Origin of the sequence: Kitasatospora sp. NPDC049258 (assembly GCF_040678895.1) — a bacterium.
Taxonomy (GTDB): Bacteria; Actinomycetota; Actinomycetes; order Streptomycetales; family Streptomycetaceae; genus Kitasatospora.
On record NZ_JBFAQT010000007.1, the window covers coordinates 198,196 to 217,239 of the forward strand.

11 protein-coding genes and 1 pseudogene are annotated in these 19,044 nt (G+C 71.9%); 7 read left to right on the plus strand and 5 right to left on the minus strand.

Annotated elements, in window-relative coordinates:
• Nucleotides 1–659 precede the first annotated feature (659 nt).
• Entirely contained in the window at nucleotides 660–2,630 is a 1,971-nt protein-coding gene (locus tag AB0K43_RS09290; RefSeq protein WP_363637542.1) for an NPCBM/NEW2 domain-containing protein, read from the plus strand.
• A 532-nt stretch (nucleotides 2,631–3,162) separates the two neighbouring features.
• Here AB0K43_RS09290 and AB0K43_RS09295 read toward each other — a convergent pair.
• Nucleotides 3,163–4,269: a HoxN/HupN/NixA family nickel/cobalt transporter gene (locus tag AB0K43_RS09295; RefSeq protein WP_363637486.1), complete on the minus strand. Its 1,107-nt coding sequence runs from the start codon at nucleotides 4,267–4,269 to the stop codon at nucleotides 3,163–3,165.
• 266 nt (nucleotides 4,270–4,535) lie between these two features.
• Between AB0K43_RS09295 and AB0K43_RS09300 the strand changes: the two are divergent.
• Together AB0K43_RS09300 and AB0K43_RS09305 are read left to right on the plus strand one after the other, a co-directional pair.
• Nucleotides 4,536–5,477, plus strand: a pseudogene (locus AB0K43_RS09300) (hydrolase); the annotation flags it as partial.
• 212 nt (nucleotides 5,478–5,689) lie between these two features.
• Nucleotides 5,690–7,720 carry a CocE/NonD family hydrolase gene (locus AB0K43_RS09305; protein ID WP_363637488.1) on the plus strand — a complete coding sequence of 677 codons (2,031 nt, stop codon included), beginning with the start codon at nucleotides 5,690–5,692 and terminating at the stop codon, nucleotides 7,718–7,720.
• Nucleotides 7,721–7,823: 103 nt separating this feature from the next.
• On the opposite strand, the gene AB0K43_RS09310 is transcribed toward AB0K43_RS09305, so the two are convergent.
• From AB0K43_RS09310 to AB0K43_RS09325, 4 genes are read right to left on the minus strand one after another with little or no spacing between them, the layout of a single operon-like run.
• Complete coding sequence (locus AB0K43_RS09310) at nucleotides 7,824–9,173, minus strand: GH1 family beta-glucosidase (RefSeq protein WP_363637490.1); 1,350 nt, start codon at nucleotides 9,171–9,173, stop codon at nucleotides 7,824–7,826.
• 20 nt (nucleotides 9,174–9,193) lie between these two features.
• Nucleotides 9,194–10,036 (minus strand): carbohydrate ABC transporter permease, encoded by an 843-nt coding sequence (locus AB0K43_RS09315; RefSeq protein ID WP_363637492.1) that lies wholly within the window; start codon nucleotides 10,034–10,036, stop codon nucleotides 9,194–9,196.
• Complete coding sequence (locus tag AB0K43_RS09320) at nucleotides 10,029–10,958, minus strand: sugar ABC transporter permease (RefSeq protein WP_363637494.1); 930 nt, start codon at nucleotides 10,956–10,958, stop codon at nucleotides 10,029–10,031. Before AB0K43_RS09320 ends, AB0K43_RS09315 begins: the two co-directional genes overlap by 8 nt.
• 1 nt (nucleotide 10,959) lies before the next feature.
• Entirely contained in the window at nucleotides 10,960–12,276 is a 1,317-nt protein-coding gene (locus AB0K43_RS09325) for a sugar ABC transporter substrate-binding protein (RefSeq protein ID WP_363637496.1), read from the minus strand.
• 144 nt (nucleotides 12,277–12,420) lie between these two features.
• On the opposite strand from AB0K43_RS09325, the gene AB0K43_RS09330 reads away from it, so the two are divergent.
• The 4 genes from AB0K43_RS09330 to AB0K43_RS09345 all read left to right on the plus strand — a co-directional run bounded on the left by AB0K43_RS09330 (nucleotide 12,421) and on the right by AB0K43_RS09345 (nucleotide 19,017).
• Nucleotides 12,421–13,665, plus strand: coding sequence for an ROK family transcriptional regulator (locus AB0K43_RS09330; RefSeq protein WP_363637498.1), 1,245 nt, complete (start codon nucleotides 12,421–12,423; stop codon nucleotides 13,663–13,665).
• Nucleotides 13,666–14,022: 357 nt separating this feature from the next.
• Nucleotides 14,023–16,554: a discoidin domain-containing protein gene (locus AB0K43_RS09335; RefSeq protein WP_363637544.1), complete on the plus strand. Its 2,532-nt coding sequence runs from the start codon at nucleotides 14,023–14,025 to the stop codon at nucleotides 16,552–16,554.
• 138 nt (nucleotides 16,555–16,692) lie between these two features.
• The gene (locus AB0K43_RS09340; RefSeq protein ID WP_363637500.1) at nucleotides 16,693–17,736 is read left to right on the plus strand and encodes a LacI family DNA-binding transcriptional regulator; all 1,044 of its coding nucleotides are present in this window, start codon (nucleotides 16,693–16,695) and stop codon (nucleotides 17,734–17,736) included.
• Between the two features lie 141 nt (nucleotides 17,737–17,877).
• Nucleotides 17,878–19,017 (plus strand): alpha/beta hydrolase-fold protein, encoded by a 1,140-nt coding sequence (locus tag AB0K43_RS09345; RefSeq protein WP_363637502.1) that lies wholly within the window; start codon nucleotides 17,878–17,880, stop codon nucleotides 19,015–19,017.
• The last annotated feature ends 27 nt before the right edge of the window (nucleotides 19,018–19,044 follow it).

The window sequence follows — 19,044 nt, forward strand, 5'->3', positions numbered from 1 at the left end:
GAGCGGGGGCGGGCGGCGGTGGGCTTGGACACCGGTACAGGACTCCTTAATCCACCCGGCCCGTCGAACGGGCCAGGTCCTGGGCAGCGCGGCAGCCCGGCCGACGTGGGGTCAGTCTCCGGGCGGTGAGGGTGCGTCAGGGTGCGTACTACTCGCGTAGATCCAGAGCTGTCAGCAGCTCCGGCGAAGTAAAGATACGCGCGTAGAAAATGACACGACAAGGGCTCGCGCGTTAACTCTTGGCGCAGACACGTCCAGAACGGGACCGGCGGGCGTCCACCCCTTGGAATGAGACCCGCCATAGATCAACATTATCCAACAGGCCGGGGCAAGGCTGTGGGTTTTGGTCGACTTCCCGTCAGTTCCGGCCACTGCCAAGGATAGACGGTATGTCAGCACTCTTGACGGGCTCATGAAACACCGCTGTCATATGTTGCATTCCGTTGAAACTCGTTGGCTTTGGTTGCCTTCGAGCCCCTCCCTCACCCTGCAGGAGCCCTCACGTGCCGTCCCGCAGAAATTCCTGGCGCCGCCGATCGGCGTCGGCGCTCACCTCGCTCGCGCTGCTGGCCGGTGGCGCAGCCCTCACCGCCACCGTCCAACTGGCGACCGCCCCACCCGCACTCGCCCTGGACAACGGCCTCGCCCTCACCCCGCAGATGGGCTTCAACAACTGGAACTCCACCTGGTGCGGTGCCGACTTCAACGAGGCGATGGTGGAAGGCATCGCCGACCTCTTCGTCAGCAAGGGCCTCAAGGACGCCGGCTACCGCTACGTCAACCTCGACGACTGCTGGGCCCTGCCCTCGCGCGACGCGAGCGGCAACCTGGTGCCCGACCCGGTGCGCTTCCCGCACGGCATCAAGGCGGTCGCCGACTACGTCCACGCCAAGGGCCTGAAGTTCGGCATCTACTCCAGCGCCGGCAGCAAGACCTGTGACGTCAAGGGCTTCCCCGGCGGGCTCGGCCACGAGCAGCAGGACGCCAACCTGTGGGCCTCCTGGGGCGTGGACTACCTCAAGTACGACAACTGCAACAACCAGGGCGTGGACGCCAAGCTCCGCTACACCACCATGCGGGACGCGCTGAAGGCGACCGGCCGCCCGATCCTGCTGAGCATCTGCGAGTGGGGCGCCAACCAGCCGTGGAACTGGGCCCAGCCGGTCGGCAACTCCTGGCGCACCACCGGCGACATCAGCGACTCCTGGTCCAGCATGATCACCATCGCGCACCAGAACCAGCAGCTGGCCCCGTACGCCCGCCCGGGGGCCTGGAACGACCCGGACATGCTGGAGGTCGGCAACGGCGGCATGACGGAGACCGAGTACCGCACCCACTTCAGCCTCTGGGCCCAGATGGCCGCCCCGCTGCTGATCGGCACCGACCTGCGGACCGCGGACGCCGGCACCCTCGACATCCTGACCAACAAGGACGTGATAGCCGTCGACCAGGACCCGCTGGGCCGCCAGGGCACCGTGGTCTCCTCCTCCGGCGGCAAGGTGGTGATGTCCAAGCCGCTGGCGGACGGCAGCCGTTCGGTCACCCTGACCAACGAGGGCTCGTACGCCGCCACGGTCGCGACCACCGTCCAGGCGGTGGGCATCGGCGGCGCCTCCTCGTACGCCGTCAAGGACCTGTGGAGCAAGGCGACCAGCAGCACCACCGGCGCGATCCAGGCCTCGGTGCCGGCGCACGGCACGGTGATGCTCCGGGTCACCCCGGGCAGCCCGGTGCCGCCGCCGAGCGGGATGAACCGGCTGAGCGATCTGGCCTGGACCTCCGCGATCAACGGCTGGGGCCCGGTCGAGCGGGACCGCAGCAACGGTGACACCGCCGCCGGGGACGGGCACACCCTCACCCTGCGCGGCGCCGCCTACAGCCGCGGCCTCGGCGCCCACGCCGGCAGCGAGATCACCTACCACCTGGGCGGCGGCTGCAAGAACCTGACCGTCGACGTGGGGGTGGACGACGAGACCTACGGCAACGGCTCGGTGGTCTTCCAGATCTGGAAGGACGCCACCAAGGTCGCCGACAGCGGCACGGTCACCGGCCGGGACGCGGTCAAGCGGCTCGGCGCCGACCTCACCGGCGCCACCACACTGCGGCTGGTGGTCACCGACGCCGGCGACGGGATGAGCTACGACCACGCCGACTGGGCCGACCCCAAGCTGGCCTGCGGCAGCGGCCCGGCGGCCGGCAGCTACCAGCTCAGCGATCTGGCCTGGTCCGCCTCGGTCAACGGCTGGGGCCCGGTCGAGCGGGACCGCAGCAACAACGAGGCCCCCGGCGGTGACGGCCACACCCTCACCATCGAGGGCGCGACCTACGCCAAGGGCCTGGGCACCAACGCCTACAGCGAGATCACCTACTACCTGGGCGGTTCCTGCACCGCGCTCAGCACCGACGTGGGCGTGGACGACGAGTCCGCCACCAAGGGCTCGGTGGTCTTCCAGATCTGGAAGGACGGCGCCAAGGTTGCCGACAGCGGGCTGCTCACCTACCGCGACGCGGCCAAGCACCTGACCGCCGACCTGACCGGCGCGCTGGAGCTGCGCCTGGTGGTCACCGACGGCGGCGACGGACCGGCCTCGGACCACGCCGACTGGGCGGCGCCGCAGCTGACCTGCTGACCACCCGCCCCCGGCCGGCGGGCCGCGACCGGTGCCGACGGTCGCGGCCCGCCCGGCATGACGGACAGGCACTCCTCGATGGGCGGCGAGCAGCGGGCGACCGAGACCGGCACCGGCGTGGTCCTGATGGGCGCCCGGCTGTACGACCCGGCCCTCGGCCGCCGCCCGCAGACCGACCCGGTCAACATGTACGACCTGGACGGACGCTGGAGCTGGTCGAAGACCCGCTCCTACTCCTGGGGCCACGTCTGGATCCACCTGGAGTCGCACCTGAAGTGGTACGGCCTTCGCTACACCGCGAAGCTGGTCTTCTGCCTCAACCGCGCCTGCACCCGGCTACGTCCAGCACATGGCCAGCAAGGCGTACCACCACCGCCGCATCGCCATGGGTGTGGCGGCGACCGGCGCCAACGGGCTCTCCGCGCCCGGCGTCTGGGCCTGGCAGTACTCCTGCTGACCCGCTCCCACGAACCGCGCAGGCCCGCCCGACAGCTGTCGGGCGGGCCTGCCGCGTCCGGTACGGGCCACCGGGTCAGTCGGCCTCCGCGGCCACCGGCTCCCGCATGCCGGCCGACCACTTCTGCTCCACCTTGCCGAACTTCCAGTAGGCGACCGCGCCGATCCAGGTGAGCAGGAACAGCCCGACGATCGCGTAGCCGACCATGTTGAGGTCCAGCCCGGCGATCCAGCCGAGCGGGCCGGCGGTGATGTCGAGCTTCTCGGCGAGCAGGCCGAGCAGCTCGATCATGCCGATCACCAGGGCGACCAGCACCGAGAGTCCGGTCACCGTGAGGTTGTAGTAGATCTTGCGGATCGGCTTGGAGAACGCCCACTCGTAGGCGAAGTTCATGAACGAGCCGTCGATGGTGTCCAGCAGGCTCATCCCGGCCGCGAACAGCACCGGCAGCACCAGCAGCGCGTACCAGGGCAGTTGGAAGGCGGCCGCGCCGCCGGCCAGCACCAGCAGGGAGACCTCGGTCGCGGTGTCGAAGCCGAGCCCGAACAGCAGGCCGACCGGGTACATGTGCCAGGGCTTGGTGACGGCCCGGGTGACCTTGCCGAGGATCCGGTTCATGAAGCCGCGCCGGTCGAGCTGGCGCTCCAGCTCCGCCTCGTCGTACTCGCCCACCCGCATCTTCCGGAAGACCTTCAGGATCCCGTTGAAGGCGCCCAGGTTGATCAGGCCGATCAGCACCAGGAAGGTGCCGGAGACGGACACCCCGATCAGGCCGGTGGCGTCGTGCAGCGAGGAGTCGTCCGACTCGACCTGGCCGGCCAGCGACTGGATGCCGAAGGCGAGCAGCGCGCACAGGCCGAAGACGATCGAGGAGTGGCCGAGCGAGAACCAGAAGCCCACCGAGAGCGGTCGCTTGCCCTGGCCCATCAGCTTGCGGGTGGTGTTGTCGATGGCCGCGATGTGGTCGGCGTCGAAGGCGTGCCGCATGCCCAGGGTGTAGGCGGTGAGGCCCATTCCCGCCCCGAAGACCTGCCCGCCGACGTCGTAGTGCTGGGGCGCGATGACGGCCAGCAGGGTGAACCAGCCGATCACGTGCAGCGCGAGGATGAACGCTCCCATTCCGCCGAGGCGGATCCACTCGTCCCTGGTGAGCCGGTCACGCAGACGGGTTGGCGCTGACATGGGGTGTCCTCTCGGTACGGGGGCGAGCCGGGACAGTTTTCCTCCCCGTTGTACCCATGTGCAAGTCGTTCGCAACAGCGATAGGTATTCGCCTGCCGACATTTCGCACGGCGGACTCGCGGCAGCCCCGAAAAATGTCATGTGCCGTACAGAAAAAGGTCACTCGCGACGGCTTTCCCGCGACCGGTCTACGCGCGGATACTCAATCGCACCCCACCCCGCCCATTCCTGCCCGAAAACCCCAACTTCCCTCGGAGGAACGGCAGATGATCAGCTTCCGTCATGCCCGCAGCAAGGCCGCGGCCGCCGCCCTGGCCGTCCTGGCCGCCACCCTCACCGGCCTCGCGACCCCGGCCACCCCCGCCACCGCGGCCACCGCCGCCGTGCCGCACCGGGTGCTGTTCGACAACACCAAGGCCGAGACGGCCGGCAACGCCGACTGGATCATCAGCACCAGCCAGCCCGACCCGCTCGCCCAGAACGCCAACCCCACCACCGAGAAGAGCTGGACCGGCGCCCTCTCCGCCTGGGGCGTCGCACTGCAGCGCACCGGTCAGTACAGCCTGAAGACGCTGCCGACCGGCTCCACCATCAGCTACGGCGGCGGCGGGGCGCTCGACCTCGCCAACTTCGACACCTTCGTGGTCGCCGAGCCGAACACCAGATTCAGCGCCGCCGAGAAGACCGCGATCATGCGGTTCGTGCAGAACGGCGGCGGGCTGTTCCTGATCTCCGACCACCTGAACAGCGACCGCAACAACGACGGCTGGGACTCCCCGAAGATCATCAACGACCTGCTGACCAGCAACGGCGTCGACAACACCGACCCGTTCGGCTTCTCGGTCGACCTCAGCAACATCTCCACCGACAACCCGCGTGCCGCCAACCTGCCGACCGACCCGGTGCTGCACGGCCCGTTCGGCACGGTCACCGGCTCCATCCTGCGCAGCGGCACCACCTTCACCCTCAAGCCGGCCGACAACGCCGCGGTCAAGGGCCTGGTCTACCGCACCGGCTTCAGCGGCAACACCGGCGCCTTCTTCGTCACCAGCACCTTCGGCAGCGGCCGGGTCGCCGCCTGGGGTGACAGCTCGCCGGCCGACGACGGCACCGGCCAGTCCGGGAACTCCCTCTTCAACGGCTGGGACGACCCGGCCGGCACCAACGCCGCGCTGGCCCTGAACGCCACCGCCTGGCTCAGCAAGGCCTGAGCCCGCACTCCGGCAGCCCGCATCCCCGCACCCCTGCGCCCCCTCGCCCCTGCGCCCCGCCGGTCGCACCGTCACGTCTGGTCAGGAAATAGGACGTCATGTCCACTATGGTCTGATTCGGTGGCCACCCGGCGGAGCGCAGGGGCGGTACGGCACGGAGCTCCGCGGTCACCCCGCGACGTCCGTACCGACTGCAGGGAGCAGCCACCATGCGGCACCCCACCTCGTACCCGTACCCGATCACCCGCGAGGACGTGCGCGTCCCGCTGCCCGGGGGCGAGCTGCTGTACGCGCGGATCTGGCGGCCCGTCACCGCGGAGCCGGTGCCGGCGCTGCTGGAGTACCTGCCGTTCCGGCTCGGCGACGGGACCGCGCCCCGGGACGCCGAACGGCACCCCTGGTACGCGGGCCACGGCTACGCCTCGGCGCGGGTCGACGTCCGCGGGCACGGGAACTCCGAGGGGCTGCCCGGCGACCCCGTCGGCGAGCAGGAGCTCGCCGACGGGGTCGCGGTGGTCGAGTGGCTGGCCGAGCAGCCCTGGTGCAGCGGCCGGGTCGGGATGTTCGGGATCTCCTGGGGCGGGGTGAACAGCCTGCAGATCGCCGCCCGCGCCCCGGAGCCGCTGAAGGCGGTGGTCACGGTCTGCGCCGCCGACGACCGCTACGACAACGACCGGCACTACCTCGGCGGCTCGCTGCTGGCCGTCGACCTGCCCGCCTGGTCCGCCGCCCTGCTGGCGCTCGCGGCCCGCCCGCCGGACCCGCGCTACGTCGGCGACGGCTGGCGGCGGGTGTGGCTGGAGCGGCTCGGCGCGCTGGACCCGGCCGTGCACACCTGGCTCGCGCACCAGAGCCGGGACGACTACTGGCGCCGCGACTGCGTCCGCGAGGACTACGGCGCGATCCGGGCCGCCGTGCTGGCCGTCGGCGGCTGGGCCGACCCGCACCGGGACGCGGTGCTGCGGCTGGTCGAGCACCTGACGGCGCCGGTGCGCGGGATCATCGGCCCCTGGCCGCACCAGTACCCGGACCAGGGGCTGCCGCCCGGCCCGTCGATCGGCTTCCTGCAGGAGACCCTGCGCTGGTGGGACCACTGGCTCAAGGACCGCGACACCGGGGTGATGGCCGAGCCCGCGCTGCGCAGCTGGATGAACGAGTCGGTGCCGCCCGCCACCGGGTACGCCAACCGGCCGGGGCGGTGGATCGGCGAGGAGTCCTGGCCCTCCCCCGACGTCCGGGAGGTCCACTACGACCTGGACGGCGCCCTGCGCACCGCCGGCACCACCGCCGGGGACCGCTTCGTGCGGGTCCGCTCGCCCCAGCACACCGGCGTGGACGCCGGCCGGTACCGGCCGCTCGGCGGTGCCGCCGACCTCCCGCCGGACCAGCGCGAGGAGGACGGCCGCTCGGTCTGCTTCGACTCCACCCCGCTGCCCGAGCCGGTCGAGATCCTCGGCCGGGCCGCGCTCCGGCTGCGGCTGCGCTGCGACACCCGGCGCGGGCAGGTGGCCGCCCGGCTCTGCGACGTGGCCCCGGACGGCTCCTCCGCCCTGGTCACCCGGGGGGTGCTGGCCCTGACCGCGCGCCACGGCCCGGACCGGGTGGCGGACTGGGAGCCCGGCGCGGTGGCCGAGGTGGAGGTGCAGCTGGCGGGCATCGCGCACGCCTTCCCGGCCGGCCACCGGATCCGGCTGGCGCTGTCCTCCGCGTACTGGCCGTGGGTCTGGCCGCAGCCCGAGGCGGCCGGCTTCGAGGTGGACCCCGGCCACAGCTCGCTCACCCTTCCGGTGCGCCACCTGGCCGCCGATATCGGCAGCCCGCCGATCGCCTTCGAGCCGCCCGAACAGGCCGCCGCACTCGGCGTCGAGCACGTCGAGCCGCTCACCGCCCGCCCCGAGCGGCTCGCCGTGCACGACGTGGCGAACGGCGAGTGGCGGCTGGAGGTCCGTCCCGGATCCGGCGAGGCGCTCGGCCTTCCGGACGGCCTGGTGTACGAGGAGCACGGGATGGAGGCGTACCGGATCCTGGCCGACGACCCGCTCGGCGCCGGGACGCGCTCCGACTGGACGATCCGGCTGGAGCGGCCGGACATCGGCTGGGACGTCACCGTCCGGACCCGCTCCGAGATCACCTGCGACGCCACCCACTTCACCGCCCGCGACCATCTGCGGGCGCTGGAGGGCGGCGATGTGCTGTTCGAGCGCGACTGGGAGCGGCGGATCCCCCGCACGGCCTGCTGACCCGCGGATCGGCCCGCCCCGTCGCGGCGTAGCCGTGCCCCGGGGGATCCGGTGTCTCCCCGGGGCACGGCCGTCCCTGCGGCCCGGCCCGGCCGGGCCGGGCTCAGCGGGCCCGCCGGGCCCGGTGGGCGCGGATCAGCTCGGCGTAGCGGTGGCCGCTGCTCTTGACCGTGCGCCGCTGGGTCTCGTAGTCGACCCGGATCAGCCCGAACCGCTTGTCGTAGCCGTACGCCCACTCGAAGTTGTCCAGCAGCGACCAGGCGAAGTAGCCGGCCAGCGGGGCGCCCTGCGCCGCGGCCGCCGCGCAGGCGGCCAGGTGCTGCTCCAGGTAGGCGGTGCGCTCCGGGTCGTGCACGCTGCCGTCGGCGGCCACGGTGTCCCGGTAGGCGGCGCCGTTCTCGGTGACGTACAGCTTCGGGGCGCCGTACTCCTTGGTGAGGCGCAGCAGGAGCTCCTCGATCCCCGGTGCGTGCACCTCCCAGGGCATCGCGGTGTGCTCGGGGCCGGGGCCGGGCAGCTGGCGGAAGTACGGCACCGGGCCCGCGGGGTCGTCGGCGACGATCTGGCGGAAGTAGTAGTTCAGCCCGAGCCAGTCCAGCGGGGCCGAGATCAGCTCCATGTCCCCTTCCTGGACGGGGAGTCGCACGCCGTACAGGTCGACCATGTCCTGCGGGTAGCCGCGGCCGAGCACCGGGTCGAGCCACCAGCGGTTGACGTGCCCGTCGGCCCGGCGGGCGGCGGCGAGGTCGGCCGGGCGGTCGCTGCCGGGCCGGATGGTGGAGAGGTTGTTGACGATGCCGATCTGCGCGCCGGGGACGTGCTCGCGCAGCGCCCGGACGGCCAGGCCGTGGCCGAGGTGCAGGTGGTAGGAGGCCCGGACGGCGGCGGTCAGATCCTGCCAGCCGGGCGCCATCACGCCGTCCAGATGGCCGATCCAGGCCGAGCAGAGCGGCTCGTTGAGGGTGGCCCAGTTGGTCACCCGGTCGCCGAGGCGCTCGGCGACCACGGCCGCGTACTCGCCGAAGCGCAGCGCGGTGGAGCGCTCGGGCCAGCCGCCGCGGTCCTGCTGGGCCTGCGGGAGGTCCCAGTGGTACAGGGTGGGGAAGGGGGTGATGCCCGCCTCCAGCAGCCGGTCCACCAAGCGGTCGTAGAAGTCCAGGCCGGCGCCGTTGACCCGGCCGTCGGCCTGCGGCACCACCCGGGGCCAGGCGATCGAGAACCGGTAGGCGTCCAGGCCGAGCCGGCCCATCAGGGCGAGGTCCTCGGGCCAGCGGCGGTAGTGGTCGCAGGCGGTGTCGCCGGTGTCGCCGCCCGCGACCCGCCCCGGGGTGTGGGAGAAGGTGTCCCAGATGGAGGGTGCGCGGCCGTCGGCGTCCACGGACCCCTCGATCTGGTACGCGGCGGTGGCCGCGCCCCAGACGAAGCCGTCCGGGAGAGCACTGAGGTCGTTCACAACATGCCTTTCACGGAGGGTCATTTGACGGCGCCGGCGGTGAGCCCGGCCACCAGGTAGCGCTGCAGCAGGAGGAAGCCGGCCACCACCGGCACGCTGACCACCAGCGAGGCGGCCATCACCTGGTTCCAGTACACGTCGGTCTGGGTGGCGTAGCCCTGGAGGCCGACGGCGAGGGTGCGGGTCTCGTCGTTGGTCATCACGGAGGCGAACAGCACCTCGCCCCAGGCGGTCATGAAGGCGTAGACGGCCACCGCGACGATGCCGGGGACGGCGGCGGGGATGACGATCCGGACCAGCGTGCGCAGCGGCCCGCAGCCGTCCACGGCGGCGGCCTCGTCGAGGTCGCGCGGGATGGAGTCGAAGTAGCCGACCAGCATCCAGATGGAGAAGGGCAGCGAGAAGGTCAGGTAGGTGAGGATCAGCCCGCCCCGGCTGCCGTAGAGCGCGACCCCGGTGGAGTTGCCGATGTTGACGAACAGCAGGAACAGCGGCAGCAGGAAGAGGATGCCGGGGAACATCTGGGTGGAGAGCACCGTGACCGTGAACAGCCGGCGGCCCCGGAAGCGGTAGCGGCTCACCGCGTACCCGGCGAGGATCGCGATCAGCACCGAGCAGACGGTGGCACCGCCGGCCACGATCAGCGAGTTGACGAAGTACCGGCCGAGCGGGACGGTCTTCCAGATGTCCAGGTAGGGGCGGAAGGTCACGGTGCTGGGGATCCAGCGGAACGGCCCCTGGACGTCCTGCAGCGGCTTCAGCGAGGAGCTGAGCATCACCAGCACCGGGGTGAGGGTGAAGACCAGCAGCGCGGCGAGGGCGATCCGGCGGGTCCAGCGGTAGGAGGCGGGCGGGTCAATCATCGGCGTCCTTCCGGCGCGAGGTGGCGAGCAGGTAGCCGGCCGTCACCAGCAGCAGGAAGAGCAGCAGCAGCACGGACATGGCCGAGCCCGAGCCGAAGTTCCAGGTGACGAAGGAGGACTGGTAGATGTGGATGGAGATCAGGTCGGCCGCCTCCGGCGCCGATTTGCCGAACAGCACGTACGGGGTGTTGAAGTCGTTGAAGGTCCACAGGAAGAGGACCAGCACCAGCACCAGGTTGACCGGGCGCAGCGAGGGCAGCGTGATCCGGCGGATCTGCTGCCACACGCCGGCCCCGTCCATCGCGGCGGCCTCGTAGAGCTCGCGCGGGATGTTCTGCAGTCCGGCCGTCAGGGTCAGGAAGGCGAACGGCCAGGACTTCCAGACCGAGACGGTGACCAGGGCGGTGAAGCTGTTGTCCCCGATCAGCCAGAACGGCCGGTCGGAGGTGAGGTGGAGCTGGTCGTGCAGCAGGTGGTTGACCAGGCCGGTGTCGCGCTGGAACATGAACGACCAGGTGATCACGGCCGCGTACACCGGCAGCGCGTACGGGAGCAGGAAGGCCGCGCGCAGCAGCCCCCGGCCCTTGAAGGTGTCCTGCATGAAGATCGCCGCCGCGGTGCCGATCAGCCAGGACAGGCCGACCGAGAGCACGGTGAAGGCGCAGGTCACCCAGAACGAGTGCAGCAGCGACCGGCCGACCGGAGCGCTGAAGTCCACCGCCACGCGGTAGTTCCCCAGGCCGGACCAGGGTGCGGCCGACCAGTCCCGGATGAAGAACTGGGTGAGCTGGCGGAAGCTCATCACGATGCCGACCACCATCGGGACCAGGTGGATCAGCAGCTCCAGCGCGAGGGCGGGGAGCAACAGCAGGTAGGGCAGGCCCAGGCGGCCCAGGCGGGATCGGCTCGGTCGCGCTGCCACGTCAGGACGCCGGCATCTGCTGCTGGGCCTTGGTGAGCTCGGCCTTGACGGTGTCCTCGGTGATCGGCTTGCCGGCGGCGGCCGCGGCGAGCAGATTCTTCACGGCGGTGCCGATCAGGGTCTCGAACTGGCTCTCGTTCGCGACCTGGGGCAGCGGCTGGGCACTGCTGCCGAGGACCTTGGACAGCGCCTGCAGCTCGGGGGTGGCGAAGGCCGGGTCCGCCTGGGCCGCCTTGACCGGCGGGATGGAGCCATAGGTCTTGTTGAGCTGCTTCTGCTCCTCGTCGCCGGTCATGAACTTCACGAACTGGAGCGCGCCGTCCAGGTTCCTGGTGTTCTTGAAGACCGCCAGGTTGATGCCGGCCACCATCGAGGTGGTCGCCCTGGTGCCGGTGGCGCCGGCCGGAACGGGGATCGGGGCGACCGCGAAGTCGTCCGGGTTCATGCCGTGCGACCTGAGGTTGGCGCCGGCGGACTGCCACATCAGCATCGCGGCCTTGCCGGTCGCGAAGTCGGTGACCGACTGGTTGTTGGCGTACTCGGCGTTGCCGGGCGCGGCGATCTTGTCCTGGGCGATGAAGTCGACGTACTGCTTGACGGCGCCGACCGCCTCGGGGCTGTCGAAGACGGGCTTGCCGGCGGCGTCGAACCAGCCGGTGCCGTGCTGCTGGCCGAGCGCGAAGGCGTGGTGGACGTTCTCGGAGACGTTGCCGCCCTCGATCGCCAGGCCGTACCTGCCGTCCTTGGTGAGCTTGCGGCCGTCGGCGACCAGCTCCTCCCAGGTGGCCGGCGGGCCGGCGATGCCGGCCTCGGCGAAGGCCTTCTTGTTGTAGTAGAGGCCGTAGGCCATCGAGTACAGCGGCACCGCGGCCGGGTCCTTGCCGGCCGCGCCGGCCGAGGCGATGGTGGCGGGCAGGAAGCGGTCCTTGCCGCCGATCTTGCCGAAGGCGGCGTCGTCGAAGGGCAGCAGCGCGCCGGTGGCCTGGAGCGAGGCGGACCAGGTGTTGCCGATGTTCAGCACGTCGGGGCCCTGGCCGGAGGCGGTAGCGGCGAGGATCCGGTTCAGCAGGTCGGACCAGGGCACCACCTCAAGCTTCACCTTGATCCCGGTTTGGGCCTCGAACTTTCTCAGCTCCGGCTCCAGGACCTCCTTGTCGTTCTCCAGGCTGGTGCCCTGGTTGGAGGCCCAGTACGTGAGAGTCTTGGGGCTGCTGTTGTCGCCGCTGCCGGAGCCGGTGGAGCCTCCGCCGCAGGCCGTGGCGGTGAGGACGAGCGTGGCGACAAGTGCGGTGGCGGCGGCGAGGCGGTTGATGCGCATGACCGTTGCCCCTCTCGGGCGGGGTGGCGTGGTGGGGGTGAAGTGCGGCACAGGGAGGCTTACTTCAAGCCGTGATTTAACGTGTGAGAAAAGCTGGCGTCAAGAGTTTGTGCAGCGCTAGATTCAGCACCGGAGGGAGAGTCCATGACACTTCGAGGCAAGCAGACCGTGCGTGACCTGCGGCGCGGCAGCAGATCCACCCTGCTGCGCCGGCTGTACTTCGACGGGCCGCTCAGCCGCCAGGAGTTGGGGCGGATCAGCGGCCTCAGCGCCGGCTCGATCAGCAACGTGATCGGCGAGCTGCTCGCCGACGGGCTGGTGGAGGAGTGCGGCTCGGTGGAGTCGGACGGCGGGCGGCCGCGGATCCTGCTCCAGGTGCCGCCCGGCCGGGCCCACCTGGTGGGCGTGGACGTCGGCGAGACCCAGGTCCGGGTCGCACTGTTCGACCTGGCGCTCACCGAGCTGGCCGCCAGCGACCACCCGCTCTCCGACAAGGGCCACGACGTCGACCACGTGGTGGAGCTGATCCTCACCGGGCTGGCCGAGGTGCTGCGGCGCACCGGCGTCGACCCGGACACCGTGCTCGGGGTGGGCGTCGGCGTGCCCGGCATCGTCGAGCAGGGCGATCCGGCCCGGCGGGGCGCGGGCATCGTGGTGCACAGCCAGACCGTCGACTGGGACGCGGTGCCGCTGGGCCGGCTGCTGCGGGCCGGCACCGACCTGCCGCTGCACGTGGACAACGGCGCCAAGACGCTCGGCCAGGCCGAGATGTGGTTCGGCGCCGGCCGGGGCGCGCAGCACGCGGTGGTCGCGCTGTTCGGCTCCGGGGTCGGGGCCTGCGTGATCGCCGACGGGGCCCGGTTCCGGGGCGCGACCAGCAGCGCGGGCGAGTGGGGCCACACCAAGGTGCACGTCGGCGGGCGGCTCTGCCGCTGCGGCGCCCGTGGCTGCCTGGAGGCGTACGTCGGCGCCGAGGCGCTGGTCGAGCGCTGGGGCAAGGCCCCCGACAGCTCCGCCGAGAAGGCCGGGCTGGCCGCCCTGCTGGCCGCCGCCGAGGCCGGCGAGAGCGCCGCCGTCGAGCTGCTGGCCGAGGCCGCCGAGTACCTCGGCGCGGCGATCGCCGATCTGATCAACCTGTTCAACCCGGAGCGGATCGTGATCGGCGGCTGGGCCGGCCTGCTGCTCGGCCCGCGGCTGCTGCCCGCCGTGCGGGAGGCCGCGACGGCGTACGCACTGCGCTTCCCGCGGGCCCAGACCTCGATCGAGCTCGGCCGGCTCGGCCCGGACGCCGTCACCGTCGGCGCCGCCACCCTGCCGCTGTCGCAGTTCCTCGACTCGGGCGGCGAGATTCCGGGCCGGATCGGGCCCGGCGGGCCGGCCGCGGGCTGAGCCGCCGGCACCGACCCCGACCAGCGGCGATGGGCGGTCGGCGGCCCCGACCATCCGTCAACCGGGCGCCGCGGCACGGCAGATGCTCCGGTGCGCAACTCGCCGCCGGGGCTTGACACCCACTCCCGGCGGCCCCGACACTCCTGCCGGGGAGCGCTCTCCGAGCCCTCGCCGGCCGGGCCCGGCCACCCCCGGCGCCCCTGCGCCGCGCCGGCCGGCGACGGGCCGGCCCCGCCGAGGTCTCCTCGGACCGCGCCCCACCCCCACCCCCACCCACCGCAGGAGAAGCCCGTGAGGCTCACTTCAGCACGCCCCGACGGTGCAGCCGCCCTCGGTCGCCGCGGCACGGCCGGACTACTGGGCCTGGCCCTGCTCTCCGGCGCCGCCCTGGCGCTCCCGAGCACCGTCGCCCACGCCGCCGACACCCTGATCTCCCAGGGCAAGGCGGTCACCGCCTCCTCCACCGAGAACGGCGGCACCCCCGCCGCCTCCGCGGTGGACGGGAACAACGGCACCCGCTGGTCCTCCGCCGCGAGCGACCAGCAGTGGCTCCAGGTCGACCTGGGCGCCACCGCCACCATCACCAAGGTGGTGCTCAACTGGGAGGCCGCGTACGGGAAGTCGTACCAGATCCAGACCTCCGCCGACGGCAGCAGCTGGACCACCGTCTACGCCACCAGCACCGGCACCGGCGGCACCGAGACGCTCACCGTCGCCGGCAGCGGCCGCTACGTGCGGATGAACGGCATCACCCGGGCCACCGGCTACGGCTACTCGCTCTGGGAGTTCCAGGTCTTCGGCTCGTTCACCGGCACCACCCCGGGCGGCTGCGGCACCGCGAACGCCGCGAAGGGCCGGCCCGCCACCGCCTCCTCCACCGAGAACGGCGGCACCGGCGCGGCCCTCGCGGTCGACGGCGACAACGGCACCCGCTGGTCCTCCGCCGCCAGCGACCCGCAGTGGCTCCAGGTCGACCTGGGCAGCACCCAACAGATCTGCCAGGTGGTGCTCAACTGGGAGGCCGCGTACGGGAAGTCGTACCAGCTCCAGACCTCCGACAACGGCACCACCTGGACCACCGTCTACTCGACCAGCACCGGCACCGGCGGCACCGAGACCGTCGACGTCACCGGCTCCGGCCGCTACCTGCGGATGAACGGCACCGCCCGGGGCACCGCCTACGGCTACTCGCTGTGGGAGCTCGGCGTGCACACCGGCGGCGGCGGTCCGACCGTGCCACCCGTCCAGGGCGGCGGCGACCTCGGCCCCAACGTGCTGGTCTTCGACCCCGGCACGCCGGGCATCCAGGCCACGGTGGACGAGGTCTTCGCCAAGCAGGAGTCCAACCAGTTCGGCAGCGACCGGTACGCGCTGCTGTTCAAGCCCGGCACCTACAGCAACCTCAACGCCCAGATCGGCTTCTACACCTCGATCGCGGGCCTCGGCCTGCGCCCCGACGACACCGTCTTCAACGGCGACGTCACCGTGGACGCCGGCTGGTTCGGCGGCAACGCCACCCAGAACTTCTGGCGCTCGGCCGAGAACCTCTCGCTGAAGCCGGTCAGCGGCACCGACCGCTGGGCGGTCTCGCAGGCCGCGCCGTTCCGCCGGATGCACGTCCAGGGTGGCCTCAACCTGGCCCCGAACGGCTACGGCTGGGCCAGCGGCGGGTACATCGCCGACTCGAAGATCGACGGCACCGTCGGCAACTACTCGCAGCAGCAGTGGTACACCCGCGACAGCGCGATCGGCGGCTTCACCAACGGCGTCTGGAACCAGACCTTCTCCGGCGTCCAGGGCGCCCCCGCCCAGGGCTTCCCCAACCCGCCGTACACCACGCTGGCCACCACCCCGGTCTCCCGCGAGAAGCCCTTCCTCTACCTGGACGGCGCCGACTACAAGGTGTTCGTGCCGGCCAAGCGCACCGAGGCCAGCGGGATCTCCTGGGCGAACGGCGCCGGCCCCGGCAGCTCGCTGCCGCTCAGCCAGTTCTACGTGGTCAAGGCCGGCGCCACCGCCGCCACCATCAACCAGGCGCTGGCCCAGGGCCTGAACCTGCTCTTCACCCCGGGCGTCTACCACGTCGACCGGACCATCGAGGTGACCCGGCCGGACACCGTGGTGCTGGGCCTGGGCCTGGCCACCATCGTCCCGGACAACGGCGTCACCGCGATGCGCACCGCCGACGTGAACGGCATCCGGCTGGCCGGCCTGCTGTTCGACGCGGGCACGGTCAACTCCGCCGCCCTGCTCCAGGTCGGCCCGGACGGCGCCGGCGCGGACCACGCGGCGGACCCGACCACGGTGCAGGACGTGTTCGCCCGGATCGGCGGCGCCGGCCCCGGCTCCGCCACCACCGCGATGGTGGTCAACAGCAACAGCACGATCGTCGACCACACCTGGCTCTGGCGGGCCGACCACGGCGCCGGGGTCGGCTGGAACGCCAACCCGTCCGACTACGGCATGGTCGTGCGCGGCAACGACGTGCTGGCCACCGGCCTGTTCGTGGAGCACTTCAAGAAGTACGACGTGGAGTGGTCCGGCGAACGCGGCCGGACGATCTTCTACCAGAACGAGATCGCCTACGACGCACCCGACCAGGCCGCGATCCAGAACGGCGCCACCAAGGGCTACGCCGCCTACAAGGTGGACGACAACGTCACCGTCCACGAGGGCTGGGGCCTCGGCTCCTACTGCTACTTCAACGTCGACCCGACCATCCGGATGGACCACGGCTTCGAGGCGCCGAACAGGCCGAACGTGCGCTTCCACGACATCCTGGTCAACTCCCTGGGCGGCAACGGCCAGTTCGACCACGTGATCAACAACTTCGGTGCGGCCACCTCGGGCACCGCCACCACCCCGTCGAACGTGGTCTCCTACCCGTAGCCGCCACCCGCACCCGGCACTCGTGGCCGGCGGCCGTAACCGGCGGCCCCGGTGCGGGCGCTCCCTCCGTGCAGGCACGGAGGGAGCGCTCTCCGGCATGCCCTGACGGGCCGTCGCCGAGGTGCTATAAAAACCCCTATGACTGACGCCCTCCAACCCACGGCAGCCCGTCCGGCCACCCTGGAGGACGTCGCGCGCGTGGCCGGCGTCTCCCGGTCCACCGTGTCCCGGGTGGTCAACGGCGTCCGCAACGTCGACCCGGCGATCCAGGAGACCGTCCGCCGGGCCGTCGCCGCCACCGGCTACGTCCCCAACAGCGCCGCCCGCGCCCTGGTCACCCGGCGCGCGGACACCGTCGCACTGATCGTCTCCGGCGCCGGCGAGACCGGCGGCGACGGGATGCTGTTCACCGACCCGTTCTTCGGCCGGGTGGTCAGCGGCGTGCTCTGCGGGCTGCGCCCGCCGGGCATGCACCCGGTGCTGATGCTCGCCGACGACGACGCCTCCCGCGCCCAGGTCATCGGCTACCTGCGGCGGGGCAGCGCCGACGGCGCCCTGCTGGTCTCCACCCACGGCGGCGACCCGCTGCCCGCCCTGCTCGCCGAGGCCGGCCTGCCCGCCGTCCTGTTCGGCCGCCCGGCCACCTCGCTGCCGCTCAGCTACGTCGACCTCGCCAACCACGACGGCGCCCGGCTCGCCGCCGACCACCTGGCCGCCCGCGGCTGCCGCCGGGTGGTCACCGTCACCGGCCCCGCCGACCTGCCCGCCGGCCAGGACCGGCAGGCCGGCTTCCGGGAGGCGATGGCCCGGCACGGCCGGCCCTGGTCGCCCGAGGCCGCCGGCGACTTCACGCTCCGCGGCGGGGCCGCCGCGATGACCCGGCTGCTCGCCGAACACCCCGACCTGGACGGCGTGTTCGCCGCCAACGACCTGATGGCCCAGGGCGTCCTCGCCGTGCTGCGGGAGCACGGCCGCCGGGTGCCCGAGGACGTCGCGGTGATCGGCTTCGACGACAGCAGCGCAGCCACCGCCGCCCACCCCCGGCTCACCACCGTCCGCCAGCCGGTCGAGGAGATGGCCGCCCGGATGACCGCCCTGCTCCTCGACCGGATCGCCCACCCCGGCGAACGCCCCGCCTCGGTCCTCTTCGAACCCCACCTGATCGTCCGCGACTCCGCCTGACCGCCTCGCCACCGGGCCGCCCCACCGCCGCCGGGCCCTCCGCGACCGCGCCGGCCCGCCGACCGGCGGATTCTCAGCCCCGCTTCAGGCTGCACCCAGCCCGCTCCCAGAGTGGCAAGCTCCGTCAATTACGATCAACGGGTGCCAAGCCTCACCGGACTTCCGCTCCAGATCGTCGTCGCCCTGCTGGCGATCGCCGCCTTCGTCGCGACCATGTGGCTCTGGCCCAGACTGGGCGGGCGCGGGTGGAAGGCCTGGCTCGGGCGGTTCGGGGCCTTCTTCGGGACGCAGGTCGTGGTGCTGGCCGCGCTCGGCCTGGTGGCCAACTCGTACTTCGGCTTCTACACCACCTGGAGCGACCTGCTCGGCCTCGACGGTGCACCGGGCAAGGTGGTCGACCATCAGCCGGGCGCCCGGGCCATCACGGTGACCGGCGAGCAGAAGATGTACTCCTCGCAGGGATCCGCCAAGGAGCGCGCCGGGGCGATCGAGAAGGTGGACGTGATCGGCACGGGCTCCGGCCTCACCGCCGACGGCTACGTCTACCTGCCGCCGCAGTACTTCCAGCCGGAGTACGCCGCGACCCGGTTCCCGATGGCGCTGGTGCTGTCCGGCTACCCCGGCACCCCGGAGAAGCTGATCACGCTGCTGAAGTACCCGGAGTCCGCGCTCAACGCGATCGAGGCGAAGCAGCTGCCGCCGACCGTGCTGGTGATGATGCGCCCGACCCCGGCGGGCGTCGGCAACCGGGACACCGAGTGCATGGACATCCCGAACGGCCCGCAGGTGGAGACCTTCTTCACCAGCGACCTGCCGAAGGCGATGGCCGCCGACTACCGGGTCTCCGACCGCCCCGAGGCCCGGGCGGTGATGGGCGACTCCACCGGCGGGTACTGCGCGCTGAAGTTCGCGCTGCGCAAGCCCGACTCGTACCGCTCGGCGATCTCGCTGTCCGGCTACTACGAGGCGCCCAGCGACCCCACCACCGGCGACCTGTTCGACGGCAACGCCGAGCTCAAGCGCGAGAACGACCTGCTCTGGCGGCTGGAGAACAAGCCCGCCCCGCCGGTCTCGCTGCTGCTCGCCACCAGCCTGAACGAGGAGAACTACAAGGACACCCAGAAGCTGGTGGCCGCCTTCAAGGCCCCCACCCAGCTGTCCACCATCACCCTGGACACCGGCGGCCACAACTTCCACACCTGGACCAGGGAGATCCCGCCCGCCATGGAGTGGCTCGGCCGCCGGCTGGCCCCGCCGCAGGAGGTTTCCAAGCCCGCCTGAGGCTCCTGAGGACCCGCCACCTCCGCT

Coding starts and splice junctions, on each gene's coding strand:
- AB0K43_RS09340 (WP_363637500.1), top strand. CDS start 16,693: ATGACTGACGCCCTCCAACCCACGGCAGCCCGTCCGGCCACCCTGGAG.
- AB0K43_RS09305 (WP_363637488.1), top strand. CDS start 5,690: ATGCGGCACCCCACCTCGTACCCGTACCCGATCACCCGCGAGGACGTG.
- AB0K43_RS09325 (WP_363637496.1), bottom strand. CDS start 12,276: ATGCGCATCAACCGCCTCGCCGCCGCCACCGCACTTGTCGCCACGCTC.
- AB0K43_RS09330 (WP_363637498.1), top strand. CDS start 12,421: ATGACACTTCGAGGCAAGCAGACCGTGCGTGACCTGCGGCGCGGCAGC.
- AB0K43_RS09295 (WP_363637486.1), bottom strand. CDS start 4,269: ATGTCAGCGCCAACCCGTCTGCGTGACCGGCTCACCAGGGACGAGTGG.
- AB0K43_RS09290 (WP_363637542.1), top strand. CDS start 660: ATGGGCTTCAACAACTGGAACTCCACCTGGTGCGGTGCCGACTTCAAC.
- AB0K43_RS09315 (WP_363637492.1), bottom strand. CDS start 10,036: ATGATTGACCCGCCCGCCTCCTACCGCTGGACCCGCCGGATCGCCCTC.